The sequence below is a fragment of the Nitrincola alkalisediminis genome (assembly GCF_009821115.1).
GTDB classification, from domain to species: Bacteria; Pseudomonadota; Gammaproteobacteria; order Pseudomonadales; family Balneatricaceae; genus Nitrincola; species Nitrincola alkalisediminis.
The window spans coordinates 1-13,632 of sequence record NZ_VYTY01000014.1 but is presented as its reverse complement, the minus strand read 5'-3'; the positions used below and the strand labels follow the sequence as shown (position 1 = coordinate 13,632).

Below are 13,632 nucleotides of genomic sequence, written 5' to 3'. Positions count from 1 at the left end.
TTACTCTCCTGCCTTCACTAACATTGCTTTGAACTCATCAACACTCATACCAGTTTGCAAAGCCCCCACATCCTGGACATTTAAACCTAAAATACCTGCAAATTTTGCCAAATAGTAAATACTGCCACCCTGCCTTAAGAGCTCCAGAACATCCCGATCCTTAATCGCTTTTTTCTGAGCATCACTTAAGCCAAACAGTTGACAGTAAGCCTCTTCATCCGCAAAAAACGCATTGCGAGCCTCAGCATCGTTAAATGAGTAGCACATTTTATTGAGTGGATAACCTAAGGTGGCCATCTGGCCATCAAACATAATAGTTCCGGGTATATCTTCATATGAAGTGTTCATTTAAATCACCTATTTATTCTTGATAGATGATCAATATAAACACGACTAAAGATATTTTTTTATGACATAAATCAACATAGAACTTAATATAAAAAAACAAAATTTAACAAAAAGAATTTAACCTTTAAATAAAGCACAAAAAACGCATTTAAAAAATAAATCTTTATTTGATTATGCTTTATTTATCATTCAATTTTGATATAGTTAGCTGAGTTACCGCTGAGGAACCTAGCATGAACATGACCATACCCAACCTAAGACATTTACGCGTTTTTTTAGAGGTTGCGGAGCGCAAAAGCATAACCCGGGCATCTGAAAGTATTTTTCTTTCTCAACCCGCTATTACACAAGCGATTGCAAAACTTGAAATACAACTCAACACACAACTCTTTGAACGTCACTCCGATGGCATGTATCCAACAGAAGCCGGAGCCGTATGGCAACGCCGTGTTCAACGTGCATTGGAACACTTACAGCTGGGCTGCTTAGATATTGCAAAAGAGACACCCCATAAAACGGTAACGTCGGGAAAAGGCCTTCTAACACTCATCACCACCACTCAACTCAGGGCACTCATCGCCGTCTGTGATGCGCAAAACTTTAGCATTGCCAGTCGCAATATTGCGGTGTCTCAATCCTCTGTTCATCGCGCTGCCCGCGAGTTGGAACGCTTACTGGGTGTGGTGTTATTTGAAAAAACGAGTCTAGGCATTGCATCCACTAAAGCGGCTCGAACACTGACAAAAGCCACCAAACTTGCCTTCTCTGAAATTCGTCAGGGATATTACGAAATAAATTCGCTCCAGTTCAAGGAGGTCGGCAGCATTGCCATCGGCAGCATGCCGCTTGCGCGCACGCATTTATTGCCACAAACCATCAATGCGTTTTCCAAAACCTACCCTGATATCAACCTCACCATCATCGAAGGCCCTTACAACGACTTACTCCATCATTTACGTCAAGGGGATATCGATTTACTGCTCGGTGCCTTACGCTTCCCCACTCCAGCCGACGACATAGAGCAAACCGAGCTACTCTCTCCTCCTTTATCCTTAATCGCACGCAAGGGTCATCCCCTAAGCCATTTTTCGAAGATTACGGCCAAAGACCTTGTCGACTATTCTTGGGTTATTCCCGCGCAAGGTACGCCAACTCGTCGCTCATTTGAAGATCTTTTTAATCAAGCGGAGCAGCCATTACCCCATCGTATTACGGAGTCCAGTTCTCAAATACTTATTAGAGAACTGCTACTGGAAAGCGACCGACTGGCCCTCATTTCTGCGCATCAAATGCATCGTGAGCTATCGCTTGGACTACTACAGGTCTTGCCGCTACCCCTTGAGCACACAAGGCGGCCCATCGGCTTAAGCCTTCGAAAAAACTGGCTACCGACACCTCGACAATCCTATTTCATTGACCTGCTGAAGGAGGTTTCTAAATCCTACACTGCGGAGTAAGTCATCGTTCACTTTCAAAAAATGAATAGCTATCGCGGTTTATCGATTGTTCATATTCCAAACTGAATGCTAGATTGAAATCAATCCAATTAACCCTAGCCTTTAAAAAAGATACGTCTAATCAGTAGGAGATACGCATGAGAATTTGTGTAGCGGGCGCCTCAGGTGCCTTTGGTATGAAACACCTTGACGCTTTAGCTCAAATTGAAGGGGTTGAGGTTACCTCTGTTGTCGGGACACGTATTGAGAGCATCAAAGCGTTTGCCGAAGAACGAGGCATAGCTCACTATACAACCGATCTTGCTGAAAGTTTAGCACGCGAAGATGTGGATGGCGTGATCTTAGCCACTCCCACACAAATGCATGCATCTCAAGCGATTCAATGCTTAGAAGCAGGCAAACATGTCATGGTTGAAATTCCGATGGCCGACAACATTGAAGACGCTCGTCGTCTAGTTGAGGTTCAACAACAAACGGGATTGGTTGCCATGGCGGGACATACGCGCCGCTTTAACCCTAGCCATCAGTGGATTCACAACAAAATCCTGGCAGGTGAACTCACTGTTCAACAAATGGATGTTCAAACCTACTTTTTCCGTCGCTCAAACAAAAATGCATTAGGACAGGCTCGCTCATGGACCGATCACTTATTGTGGCACCATGCTTGCCATACCGTTGATCTTTTCCAATATCAAACAGGTCAAACCGCCGACAGAGTACAAGCATTACAAGGGCCTATCCACCCAGAATTGGGGATTGCCATGGACATGAGCATTGGCATGAAAGTGCCTAATGGAGCCATTTGCACTCTGTCACTTTCGTTCAATAACGATGGCCCATTCGGCACTTTTTTCCGTTATATTTGCGATAAGGGTACATACATCGCGCGCTATGATGATCTTTACGATGGTCACGAAAATAAAATAGATTTAACGGGTGTTGCGGTCTCTAACAACGGTATAGAACTGCAAGATCGTGAATTTATCGCCGCCATTCGTGAAGGCCGTGAACCCAACTCAAGTGTTGCTCAGTGCTTACCTGCAATGGAAACCTTGCACAGACTGGAGCAATCACTCAACTAAAACTCATTTTTTGAGTAGATCGTGAAGTGCGCTGCACTTCACAGCATATAAGGATACTTTACTCCCATGCCTCATATATTCGAGCCCCATTTTCAGCAGTCTAGAATAGGTTTAGGCTGCATGAATCTTTCCCATGCGTATGGCACTCCTTTATCCGAAACTGAAGCGCTTAGTGCCTTACGTAAAGCGTTTGATTTAGGCTATCGCCACTTTGATACAGCGACACTTTACGGAAAAGGCACCAATGAGCGCTTAATTGGAAAAGCCCTCTCAGACATCCGCGAGGATTTTTTTCTGGCCAGTAAATGCGGTATGGCCATAAACGAAGAAGGCAAAAAAGTGATTGATGGGCGCCCATCTACACTTCGTCAACAGTGTGAAGACAGCTTACGTCGACTCAATACAGACGTGATTGATCTTTACTACTTGCACCGCAAAGATCCAGCCGTTGATATCACAGAAAGTGTCGGCGCGCTTGCTGACTTAATGCGTGAAGGCAAAATCAGATCGATTGGCTTGTCTGAGGTTTCAGCAGCCACTCTGACAAAAGCCCATAAAGAAGCGCCCATCAGCGCCGTGCAATCAGAATACTCCTTGTGGACTCGCAACCCTGAAATTGCCGTTAAAGATACCTGCCAAGACTTAGGGATCAGTCTAGTTGCCTTTAGCCCTCTGGCACGTGGTTTTTTAACCGCAAGTGTCTGCTCCACCGAGCACTTGGTGGCTCAAGACATTCGCTTGAACATGCCCAGATTTCAAGGTGAGCACCTGAATAACAATTTGAAGTTATTAACCAAATTCCAAACCCTTGCCGAATCATGGGAACTGAGTTTGGCCCAGTTAGCACTGGCTTGGGTGTTGCATCAGGGTGAGCATATATTGGCCATTCCGGGCACTCGCTCTATTGAACACATGCAGGATAACTTCACAGCAGGAAACATCGCGCTTACCCCTGAGCAGCTGTCATGCTTGAATGAATTAATCAATCAAAAGACGGTCAGTGGCCCGCGTTACAACGCAGCTCAACAGCAAGAAATTGATACAGAAGAGTTTAACTAAACGTGATTCAAGCCTAGGTAAAATGCTATAGTGGGCGAATATGATTAGACTTAGGGCACCTTATGAGCAGTGATAAAACCGATACTTCTGACTTTGAAATTTTAGGCATTGAGTTTATTGAGCTGTTGGCCAATGAACTCAACGAGGTTCAAACATTTCTTGAGGACTATGGATTTTCGTTAATTGCTCAGCATCGCCGTAAACGTGTTTATTTATTTAAACAAGGTGCCATCAATATCATTGTTAACTGTGCCGATGACTCTATTGCCAAAGCCTACCTTGAAGAGACAGGCATCTCCATCTATGCCATTTGCTTGAAATGCTCAGATGCCATCAAGTGCCATACTGAACTGTTAAAACGCGGTGGCTGGAACTGCACCAGCCGCTCTGGTCCCATGGAGCTGAACATTCCTGGAATCGAAGGTGTCGGCGGCACTCAGATTTACTTAGTGGATCAACTGCGTGAAGACGTCAGCATTTATGAAATTGACTTCAAAATGCTAGACTCACCCAAGATGCAGCCGGAACGACTGTCTCACATTGACCACCTTTCAATTAAAATTGAAGAAGGCCGCTTACCCGCCTGGATGGCGTTCTTTAAAAACCTGCTGGGCTTCGAGTCCTTAAATGAATCCACCTTGCGTATTCCGGGTAAACAAGGCGTGGAACTGAGCCTAGCTGAAAATACTGACAACTCACAAAGTGAATACTTTGATGAAATTGGTTTTAAGGCGTGCGAAGAACACACAAGCGTCACACCCTCACGACCTTCAAATCTTGCCGTTAATTTTAAAGTGATTTAGGCCTATGTTCTCCATTTCTGCCAGCTTAGTGAACTCAACTCACCCTGAATCCTTAAAGCTGATTCGTGATGCAGGCTTTACCACTATTGATTTGAGCCATCATGATTTCGGTGCGGATGTACGCGATATCGACCAAATCCGCGAGTTCATTCAAAACCATGATATAAAGATTGGCAGCTCTTCAGGCTTGCGAGAGTTCGGGGGCAACAACAGCCATATTCATGAATACGATATGGATTTGGCCAAATCCTATATTAAAACCATGAATCGCTTAGGCTGTGAATTATTAATTGTCACCCCTCCAACGATTCGATCACGCAATATTCAAGCGGAACGCATTAAAGAAGATTTACAAGCTCTAGCCAACCTGGCCATTCCTTATAAGGTTAAAATTGGCCTGAAAGCCTTATCTTGGTCGCCGTATATTGGCAGTTATCAAGAGGCGTTATCGCTTGTTGATGAAATCAACAGCCCTAACTTAGGACTGGTATTAGACACTTTCCATTTTTTTAGCGAATCCGAAGACCTGTCCGTTGTGGCATCCATTCCAACGTCTCGTATTTTTCTGGTTCAATGCTCAGATTTTGCGTCAAGCATGACCTACTCGCTCGAAGATCAAATAGAAACCTATCACCACAAGCGCTTAATTCCCGGACAAGGATTCCATGAGCTCGGCATTCAAAGCCTGATTACGGAGTTAAATCAACGGCAATACAAAGGCTTATTTTCGATCTTTGCCAATGACCAACAGTATCAACTGCTTGACCCTTACGAGTCGTTAAAGCAAGTGTTAGCCTTCACATCAAAGTTTACTACGCGATAAACCTTGAGAATAACGCAAAAAAAACCGCATCTGCCACTGACAAAATGCGGTTTTTTTACGAGCCAATCTTAGTGTTCATGCTCCAGCAACAACAACCCAGCGCCTGTATTTGAAATAGGCGCATGATAGTTGCGATGCAGCTCCGTAATATTACCGGTTAACGCACCGCGCATTGCCAGCCACATATTCAGCTCAACACCCTGCGCGCCACCGATTTCCATCAGATCGTAGTTGCTCAATTTAGTCAGCTCTTCAGGTGCCGTCACGATCTTGTTCATGCAGTCAATATCAAACTCACGATTGATAAAGCCAGCACGTTCCCCATCCAACTGATGAGACAAGCCGCCAGTACCAAACAGAACAACATTCAAATCCTGATCAAAGGACTCTATCGCACGGCCAATGGCCTGACCCAGCTTAAAGCAGCGTGCGGGTGTTGGCATTGGATAACGCTCACAGTTAATGCAAACCGGAATCACCTTCACATGACCGTATGCATGGCCCGGCCACATCAAACTTAACGGAACGGTTAAGCCATGATCCACGCGCATTTCTTGGCAAATCGTGATATCAAACTCGTTCTCAACCAGATCCGTAGCGATATGCCAAGACAGCTCTGTTTCACCCGTGACCGGTGGAATCGTGTTAATCCCCCAGCCCTCATCTGCATTGAGGTATTGAGCCGCCGTTCCAATCGCAAACGTCGGCTTGCGATCCAAGAAAAACTCTAAGCCATGATCATTGTAAAAAATAACCACCACATCCGGTTTTTTCTCATTTAACCAGGCTCGCACAGGAGGATAAGCATCAAAAAATGGCTTCCAATAGGGCGTTTGCTCCAGCTTATTGTCCATTGCCATGCCAATCGCTGGTATATGTGAGGTTGTGACCGCACCGATAATCTTAGCCATTTTACTCTCCCGCCCCATTTTTTCTGAGCATTTCTTTAAACTCATCTACGCTCATACCCGTTTGTAAGGCGCCAATATCTTGCATATTTAACTTCAAGAGGCCTGCAAACTTCGCTAAATAATAAATGCTGCCCCCCTCGCTCAATAGCCCAATAATATCGCGATCAAGAATGGCTTTTTTTTGTGCATCACTTAGGCCAAACTGATCGCAATACGCCGCTTCATCCGCCATGAAGGCTTCGCGGGCGGTTACATTATTAAAGGAGTAGCACATTTTATTCAGCGCATATCCTTTATTGGACAGTCCCCCATCAAAAATGTAGGTCCCGGGTAAATTAGGTTTAGGTAAAGGCATGGTATTCTCCGCCGCTTAGGACCAATAGAGTCTCATAGGGTTATCGACCAGCAGAGCTTGCTGGAGTTCGGCTGTCGGCGCAATCTGTGGAATCACATCCACAAGATGACCATCATCAGGTACATGAGACTTCATATTCGGATGCGGCCAATCGGTGCCCCAAAGCACACGATCCGGGAAACGCTCAACCAGTTTTTTGGCAAACGGAACCACATCAGAATAGTCCGGCGCTTGCAGCGTCAGACGCTCTGGACAGCTGACTTTGGTCCAGATATTCGGATTATCGGCCAATAGATTCACAAAACGTTCAAAATCAGGATGATCTACACCCTTTTCAACATCAGGACGTCCCATGTGATCAACCACGATGACACTATCCAGTTGCTTTAAGAAAGGAATCAACCCTTCAAGATCCGGTGCTTCAAAATACACAACAATATGCCAGCCCAGAGGTTTTATTTTCTCGGCAATCGACAAGAAAACCTCTTTAGGCGTTGTGTCTACTAGACGCTTCACAAAATTAAACCGCACCCCACGGACACCTGCGTCGTGCATTTCTTGCAACTCCGCTTCAGTAATGGCCGGATCAACAACGGCCACCCCTCTAGCGAGCTCTCCCGCTGCGTTGAGGGCGTCGATCAATGCGGCGTTATCGGTGCCATGGCAGGACGCTTGCACAATCACATTACGTTCAAAACCCAAAAAATCACGCAGGCTGAATAACTGCTCTTTCGAGGCATCGCAAGGGGTATACTTGCGCTTTGGGTGGTAGGGAAACTGATCCGCTGGACCAAAGACATGACAATGCGCATCTACCGCTCCGGCTGGCGCTTGATACTTGGGCTTACTGGGGCTGGGATGAAAGGGTAAATAATCAGCATCCATCGTTTTTATACCTATATTATTAAAATGTTCACTATGTTTAGACAAAGACTTGGCCGTCAAACAGCTTGCGAGCCGTTCGTAAAATAGCGGCGGAAGTGACGTGCCCGCCCTCACTCTCAAGGATCACGGTCATGGAACCGATGGGATGTTCAACTTCACACTGCGTTGAGTGAGAAAGTGTTAAATCAGCCACTTTGGCTGCGGGGGATCCGGGTAGCATGGCTGCGGTCGCAACGCTCACGGCTCCTAGAACGCCAATGGAGGCATGGCAACGATGAGGAATAAAGGTCCGCGTTGACAAACTCCCGCCCCGCGTAGGTGCGCTGACCAAGCTCATTTTAGGGACGGATTTGTGAGTCACATCCCCTAGGTTCATGAGGGGTCCTGCCTTTAAGCGAATCACCTCTAAGCGCGCTTTTAGAACCTCGTTCTGCTCCAGCTCGTCTCGTGTTTCTTGCCCAGTGATATCAAAATCCGCTGCATTCAGCACAACGACAGGCATACCGTTATCGATTAAGGTCACTTCGACCCCTTCAATAATATCCACTGTATTGCCTGTTGGCAGTAAGCTGCCACAGCTTGAGCCCGCCGTATCCATAAAGGTTAAGGGGATCGCTGCTGCGCTGCCCGGTACACCGTCAATGCGCGCATCACCTTGATAGCTCACTTGCCCCCTAGGCGTTGCGACACGAGCCTGCGTCACTTGCCCTGTGTTTTCCATGAAAATTCGTACCAGCGTTTCGTCGGCATCGGCGTGAACCAGTCCTCTCTCAATGGCAAAGGGCGCGACGGCGGCTAGCATATTGCCGCAGTTTTGCGCATCACTCACCAAGGCTTGATCTACATAAACTTGCAGAAATAAGTAATCGACATCCGCATCTTCACGCACAGAGGGTTTGACCACGGCAACCTTCGACGTTAACGGATCGGCTCCCCCCATACCGTCAATTTGACGCGGGTCTGGTGAGCCCATCACTTTCAACAACACTTCATCGCGCAGCGCACTGTCACTGGGTAAATCAGAGGCCAGAAAAAAGCCACCTTTAGACGTTCCACCGCGCATCCACATACAAGGAATGGCGTTAGACATACTTAAGCCCTTTTTCAGCCAAACGCGGGCGCATATCATAGATATCCAACCCCAACTCACCGTTGGCCAGACGTACACGCTTATCTTCTTCGCGCTGCATGCGCTCTAAGGATAAACGCAACACCTCAGCGGCCTCCTCCCGACGTACCACAACAACGCCGTCATCATCCGCAACAATAACATCGCCTGGCTGGATGTAGGCTTGTGCACAGACGATTGGAATATTAACGGAACCAAGGGTTTCTTTTACCGTGCCCTGAGCGTGTACGCATTTTGACCAAACTGGAAAGTGCATTCTGCGCAAATCACGAATATCACGCACGCCAGCATCAATAATCAGTCCGACAACACCGCGCGCTTGCGCAGAGGTCGCTAACAAATCGCCAAAAAAACCATCATCGCAGGCAGACGTCGGTGAAAAGACCAACATATCACCGGCTTGGGCTTGTTCAATGGCCACATGCATCATCCAATTATCACCCGGTGCACCGGAAATAGTGATGGCACTGCCTGCGATGCAAATATCATCGATGATTGGTCGCATATAATGCGCCAGCAGCCCTTTACGTCCTTGCGACTCATGAATGGTCGCTACACCACATTGCGCCAATCCTTCAATAATGGATGACTCTACACGCTCAATAGTTTGTACTACAACTGGCTTATTCATGGAGACTCCTATTACACCTTCAGACGGCTAAAAACACGGCGAATGTTATGCTCAAATATTTGTGCTTTTTCACTCTCATTTAAGCGCGTGTTGTTGTCGATGTAACGTTTGGTATCGTCAAAATAATGACCCGTTTCAGGATCAATTCCGCGGACGGCACCAATCATTTCTGACGCAAACAGGATGTTTTCAACCGGAAGGATATCCAGCAATAGATCGATCCCTTTCTGGTGATATACACAGGTATCGAAGAACACGTTTTTCAACACCAGCTCTTCCAGAGGTGGCAAACCTGCGTCTTGCGCCAAGCCACGGAAGCGTCCCCAATGATACGGAACAGCACCACCGCCATGCGGAATAATGATCTTTAATGTGGGGAAGTCTTTAAACACATCAGACATCATGAGCTGCTGGAAGGCCGTCGTGTCCGCACCTAGATAATGAGATCCTGTGGTATGAAAGCAGCTGTTGCACGACGCACTGACGTGCACCATCGCTGGAATATCATATTCCACCATTTTTTCGTAAATGGGATAAAACGCTCGATCCGACAAAGACACATCGTTCCAGAAACCACCGCTGGGATCAGGGTTCAGGTTAATGCCGATAAAACCCATTTCTTCCACCGTCCGCACGATCTCGGCAACAGACTTAGCTGGAGAAACACCCGGTGATTGGGGTAATTGAGCCACTGGCGCGAAATTCTGTGGATATAAATCGCACACACGGCGGATTAAGTCATTTTGTTGTTCAGTCCAAAAACGGCTGGTGTGCTCATTTCCGATGTGATGGCCCATCCAGCTCGCCCGTGGCGAAAAAATGGTCATATCGGTGCCGCGTTCACGCTGTAAGCGCAACTGGTTCTTTTCTATACTTTCACGGATTTCATCGTCACTGATGATAATCTGCCCCTTTTCACCGATGTGGTCTGGGTTTTCAGCCAGTAACGCTTTTTGTTTTTCACGGTACTCACCTACTTGGGGAGGCGTGGTGGTGTAATGACCGTGGCAATCAATGATCATGTAAGTATCCTCTATCCAGCTCGGAGCTCGTATCCGAGTGCGGCCTGCAAGTCATCTTTATAGTGCTTTTAACACGCGAAGACGCGCACTTTTCAGACCGCTCAATGTTATTTTAAGACACGATCAGTATTGAGGCAGATGGGACGGGAAGCCATTTCATTTTGACAAAAATGCTATTGTATTTTTAGATAACCAAACCTCATAATAGCAAAACAACCCAACCAATAGCCTCTAATATCAAGGCATACATCCCTAACAGCCTATAGGAATTTGTGTAATAGCCAAACACCAACCTAAGAAAGCGTCCGGCATAACTCATAGGGTTAACGCCACTAACCGCTGGCGAATTTAGCCGCTTCATGACGCGCTTGCGCCGCTAAACGGACAAATGCATTCCCCTCGCCGTAACGGTCATAGTTGCCAAGACGTTGGACCACTTCAAAAAACACACCGTTGGTTTCCAAGGTATAGAAATGTATAAACTCGCCGTCCTCGTTGCGATCATAGAGAAGGTTATACCTTTGCAAGCGCGCGACAAACTCAGCCTCCAAATCAAAACGCGCATCAAGATCCCGATAGTAATTTTCGGGAATCGACAATAAGTGAACCGCATCAACCTGAGCGACCACCTCAAAAATATCCTCGCAGGAAAAGGCAATTTGCTGAACGCCAGAGCCTTTGGATTTATTCAAAAAACGCGAGGCGGAAGCATGGCGAGCATTGGTCATATTCAGTGGAATACGAATTTTCTTATTAGGGCTAACCGCCACTCGACTGACCACCAAGCCGTAGATATCCGACAAGTCCTGACTGGCTTCAATCGAAAAATCGAATAAGGATTTGTAAAAGAATCCGGCTGAAAGAAAGTCCGTATTGGAGACCGTTTGCCCCATATGATCAATGCGATTCAGGCCTATGCCTTTATCGGACTCATCGATCTTTTCAAAATCGACATCAAAAAAACGCACTTTGCTTTTAGCATCCACAAAATAGACAAGACTGTTACCAATGCCGCGTATGGCGGGAATATTCAGCTCACCCGGCCCTGTTTGATGACTGAAGCGCTCACATTGATAACGCTCGGCTAACGCCAGAGTCGATTTAATATCATTGCACGCTAAAGCCAATGCACAAACAGACACACCGTGTTGCTGATAGTGCTCCCGCGCTTGGCTTTGCGGCTCTCTATTCAAAATCAGATTAATATTGCCCTGCCGCATCAAGCTTACATCTTTAGACTTATGGCGGTGCGTCTCGCTAAACCCTAAGCTCTCGAGCAAATCGATCAGCTCATTTGATCCTTGCACATCTATTCCAAACTCTACAAACTCAATATCCTCAACACTTGGCGTTTTAAATGCAGGCTCAAGTGTTGAGGTTTGATCATCCAGCCAAAGCAAGGAGCGCTTTCCATCAATCGCCTTTTTCAAGGGCGAGGAGGAACGGAACTCATCATTAAAAATTTCATGCGAAAGGTAATCATCAAATCCCTTCGCTTTGAGCACATTCAAGAACTCAACAACGGGCATATCCCCTTGTCCTGGAAAACACCGGAAATGACGGCTGTATTGAAGAACGTCCATTTGCAAACTAGGCGCATCAGCCACTTGTACCAGGGCAATTTTATCGAGCGGAATTTCATCGCGCAGGCAATCCAATGTATTGCCTCGGGAGAACATGTGAAAGGTATCGAGCACTATCCCTAAATTAGGATGGTCCGCACGCTTGACCAAATCCCATGCATCTGGGTAGTCTGCAATGTGATACCCCCAAGCCAAGGCTTCATAACCCAACTTGATATTCTCTTGAGCGGCCATTTCAGCAAGTTCATGTAAATCAGCCGCACAACGCTGGCGATCCGCCGAAGAATAGGGTTGTACATTACTGCAGAAAAGTAAGCGATTGGTTCCTAACTCATGCGCCAACTGCATCTTTTTTTGTAACATTGAAAACTTAAGACTGCGCTGAGGCTCGGGCATGCCTTCCATATCTCGAAATGGCTGCAAGGCTATAATTTCAAGTCCAAAATCTTCGGCCATTAAACGCACATCCTTTGCACTGCCTTCGAACTGGGTCAAATCATTTTCAAAAATCTCGATCCCATCAAATCCTGCTCGCGCAGCGGCTGCAAATTTTTCACGTAAGGTGCCAGATAATGTCACCGTCGCTAGAGCTGTTTTCATTTTATTGTCCTGTTATCTTTTTTTCTTATACGAAAATTGAACTATGAATTATGCTTAGTCGGCATAAAAGCCAATACTTGATAGGAAAATGCTAGCACAAATGCGCGGACTTACCCTGCGTTTGCCTATGCAATCTATTCTGATTCACATTCAAAAAAAGTAACGCACGCATGTTTGCAATTATGGCCACCACCGCGCCAATATTTATTTTGATCTCACTGGGGTACATGGCTGTCAAAACGAAGCTTGTCCCAGTCGAAGCGGTACAAGGCATGAGTAAAATCGTTTTATTCTTTACGCTGCCTGCCCTGATTTTCAGCACCTTGGCCCGTATGGAATTTGATGAGGTGATCATCCCTCTCTTCTTAACCACCTATGCTGGCGGCTCTTTATTAGCCCTAGGCCTGGGACTTATGATCACCCGCTATGTATTTAAAAAGAACTTAACCGAAAGCGGTTTAAAAGCCCTGGGCATCTCGAACTCGAACAGTGCATTTTTTGGCTACCCGGTCATGCTGCTCGCATTCGAACACCCTCCGACAGCCGCATTTGCCATGGCGTTGATTATTGAAAACATGCTGATCATTCCCATTGCTTTATTCATTTTAGAATTGAGCGTGGCGCGCAGACAGGACGTGAGTCCATTACGAACCTTCTTTAGCGTGATTTGGCGTTTACTAAAGCACCCATTGGTGTTGGCCGTTATAGGAGGCGTTTTAGCTTCAACCTTGCATTTAGACCTTCCTGAAGTCATGGACCGCGTGCTCAACATGCTTTCAGGTGCATCAGCAACGCTTGCTCTGATCGTGTTAGGGGGTGAACTGGTCTAATAGAACTGGACACTTTAATTAGCGACAATATCAGTCAGCTATTGAGGTGTCATTATGAGTCAGAAACGAACCTACAAACAGTACTCAACTGAGTTTAAAGAAGAAGCTGTATCT

Annotated in this window: 14 protein-coding genes; 6 read left to right on the top strand and 8 right to left on the bottom strand. The window is 46.3% G+C overall.

The window, feature by feature from the left end:
- Entirely contained in the window at window positions 1-348 is a 348-nt protein-coding gene (locus F5971_RS16575) for a protocatechuate 4,5-dioxygenase subunit alpha (RefSeq protein ID WP_193496149.1), read from the bottom strand.
- A 233-nt stretch (window positions 349-581) separates the two neighbouring features.
- On the opposite strand from F5971_RS16575, the gene F5971_RS16570 reads away from it, so the two are divergent.
- The 5 genes from F5971_RS16570 (at window position 582) to F5971_RS16550 (ending at window position 5,572) form a co-directional block, all read left to right on the top strand.
- Window positions 582-1,805, top strand: coding sequence for a LysR family transcriptional regulator (locus F5971_RS16570; protein WP_193496147.1), 1,224 nt, complete (start codon window positions 582-584; stop codon window positions 1,803-1,805).
- 137 nt (window positions 1,806-1,942) lie between these two features.
- Window positions 1,943-2,887: a Gfo/Idh/MocA family oxidoreductase gene (locus F5971_RS16565; protein ID WP_036512548.1), complete on the top strand. Its 945-nt coding sequence runs from the start codon at window positions 1,943-1,945 to the stop codon at window positions 2,885-2,887.
- A gap of 66 nt (window positions 2,888-2,953) precedes the next feature.
- Window positions 2,954-3,946, top strand: coding sequence for an aldo/keto reductase (locus F5971_RS16560; RefSeq protein ID WP_193496145.1), 993 nt, complete (start codon window positions 2,954-2,956; stop codon window positions 3,944-3,946).
- Window positions 3,947-4,008: 62 nt separating this feature from the next.
- The gene (locus F5971_RS16555) at window positions 4,009-4,749 is read left to right on the top strand and encodes a hypothetical protein (protein WP_051514526.1); all 741 of its coding nucleotides are present in this window, start codon (window positions 4,009-4,011) and stop codon (window positions 4,747-4,749) included.
- A gap of 4 nt (window positions 4,750-4,753) precedes the next feature.
- On the top strand, window positions 4,754-5,572 hold the full coding sequence (locus tag F5971_RS16550) for a sugar phosphate isomerase/epimerase family protein (RefSeq protein WP_036512545.1): 819 nt from the start codon (window positions 4,754-4,756) through the stop codon (window positions 5,570-5,572).
- Between the two features lie 68 nt (window positions 5,573-5,640).
- Here the strand turns inward: F5971_RS16550 and F5971_RS16545 are convergent, their stop codons facing one another.
- The 7 genes from F5971_RS16545 to F5971_RS16515 form a co-directional block, all read right to left on the bottom strand.
- On the bottom strand, window positions 5,641-6,483 hold the full coding sequence (locus F5971_RS16545) for a class III extradiol dioxygenase family protein (RefSeq protein WP_036512542.1): 843 nt from the start codon (window positions 6,481-6,483) through the stop codon (window positions 5,641-5,643).
- A 1-nt stretch (window position 6,484) separates the two neighbouring features.
- Window positions 6,485-6,838 carry a protocatechuate 4,5-dioxygenase subunit alpha gene (locus F5971_RS16540; protein ID WP_036512539.1) on the bottom strand — a complete coding sequence of 118 codons (354 nt, stop codon included), beginning with the start codon at window positions 6,836-6,838 and terminating at the stop codon, window positions 6,485-6,487.
- A gap of 15 nt (window positions 6,839-6,853) precedes the next feature.
- Window positions 6,854-7,723, bottom strand: a complete 870-nt coding sequence (locus tag F5971_RS16535) for an amidohydrolase family protein (RefSeq protein ID WP_036512535.1) — start codon at window positions 7,721-7,723, stop codon at window positions 6,854-6,856.
- A 37-nt stretch (window positions 7,724-7,760) separates the two neighbouring features.
- Window positions 7,761-8,813: a 4-oxalomesaconate tautomerase gene (locus F5971_RS16530; protein WP_193496142.1), complete on the bottom strand. Its 1,053-nt coding sequence runs from the start codon at window positions 8,811-8,813 to the stop codon at window positions 7,761-7,763.
- A complete protein-coding gene (locus F5971_RS16525; protein ID WP_036512530.1) occupies window positions 8,806-9,483 on the bottom strand; it encodes a 4-carboxy-4-hydroxy-2-oxoadipate aldolase/oxaloacetate decarboxylase in 678 nt (225 codons plus the stop codon). Before F5971_RS16525 ends, F5971_RS16530 begins: the two co-directional genes overlap by 8 nt.
- Before the next feature lie 11 nt (window positions 9,484-9,494).
- Window positions 9,495-10,505, bottom strand: a complete 1,011-nt coding sequence (locus tag F5971_RS16520) for an amidohydrolase family protein (protein WP_036512527.1) — start codon at window positions 10,503-10,505, stop codon at window positions 9,495-9,497.
- Between the two features lie 332 nt (window positions 10,506-10,837).
- On the bottom strand, window positions 10,838-12,688 hold the full coding sequence (locus F5971_RS16515) for a bifunctional sugar phosphate isomerase/epimerase/4-hydroxyphenylpyruvate dioxygenase family protein (protein ID WP_193496139.1): 1,851 nt from the start codon (window positions 12,686-12,688) through the stop codon (window positions 10,838-10,840).
- 170 nt (window positions 12,689-12,858) lie between these two features.
- On the opposite strand from F5971_RS16515, the gene F5971_RS16510 reads away from it, so the two are divergent.
- The gene (locus F5971_RS16510; RefSeq protein WP_193496137.1) at window positions 12,859-13,518 is read left to right on the top strand and encodes an AEC family transporter; all 660 of its coding nucleotides are present in this window, start codon (window positions 12,859-12,861) and stop codon (window positions 13,516-13,518) included.
- Window positions 13,519-13,632 lie beyond the last annotated feature (114 nt).

What these genes read in the sequence shown, in the direction of transcription:
- F5971_RS16560 (WP_193496145.1), top strand. Translation starts at nt 2,954, where the DNA reads ATGCCTCATATATTCGAGCCCCATTTTCAGCAGTCTAGAATAGGTTTA.
- F5971_RS16570 (WP_193496147.1), top strand. Translation starts at nt 582, where the DNA reads ATGAACATGACCATACCCAACCTAAGACATTTACGCGTTTTTTTAGAG.
- F5971_RS16545 (WP_036512542.1), bottom strand. Translation starts at nt 6,483, where the DNA reads ATGGCTAAGATTATCGGTGCGGTCACAACCTCACATATACCAGCGATT.
- F5971_RS16530 (WP_193496142.1), bottom strand. Translation starts at nt 8,813, where the DNA reads ATGTCTAACGCCATTCCTTGTATGTGGATGCGCGGTGGAACGTCTAAA.
- F5971_RS16565 (WP_036512548.1), top strand. Translation starts at nt 1,943, where the DNA reads ATGAGAATTTGTGTAGCGGGCGCCTCAGGTGCCTTTGGTATGAAACAC.
- F5971_RS16550 (WP_036512545.1), top strand. Translation starts at nt 4,754, where the DNA reads ATGTTCTCCATTTCTGCCAGCTTAGTGAACTCAACTCACCCTGAATCC.
- F5971_RS16540 (WP_036512539.1), bottom strand. Translation starts at nt 6,838, where the DNA reads ATGCCTTTACCTAAACCTAATTTACCCGGGACCTACATTTTTGATGGG.
- F5971_RS16515 (WP_193496139.1), bottom strand. Translation starts at nt 12,688, where the DNA reads ATGAAAACAGCTCTAGCGACGGTGACATTATCTGGCACCTTACGTGAA.
- F5971_RS16555 (WP_051514526.1), top strand. Translation starts at nt 4,009, where the DNA reads ATGAGCAGTGATAAAACCGATACTTCTGACTTTGAAATTTTAGGCATT.
- F5971_RS16575 (WP_193496149.1), bottom strand. Translation starts at nt 348, where the DNA reads ATGAACACTTCATATGAAGATATACCCGGAACTATTATGTTTGATGGC.
- F5971_RS16520 (WP_036512527.1), bottom strand. Translation starts at nt 10,505, where the DNA reads ATGATCATTGATTGCCACGGTCATTACACCACCACGCCTCCCCAAGTA.
- F5971_RS16525 (WP_036512530.1), bottom strand. Translation starts at nt 9,483, where the DNA reads ATGAATAAGCCAGTTGTAGTACAAACTATTGAGCGTGTAGAGTCATCC.
- F5971_RS16535 (WP_036512535.1), bottom strand. Translation starts at nt 7,723, where the DNA reads ATGGATGCTGATTATTTACCCTTTCATCCCAGCCCCAGTAAGCCCAAG.
- F5971_RS16510 (WP_193496137.1), top strand. Translation starts at nt 12,859, where the DNA reads ATGTTTGCAATTATGGCCACCACCGCGCCAATATTTATTTTGATCTCA.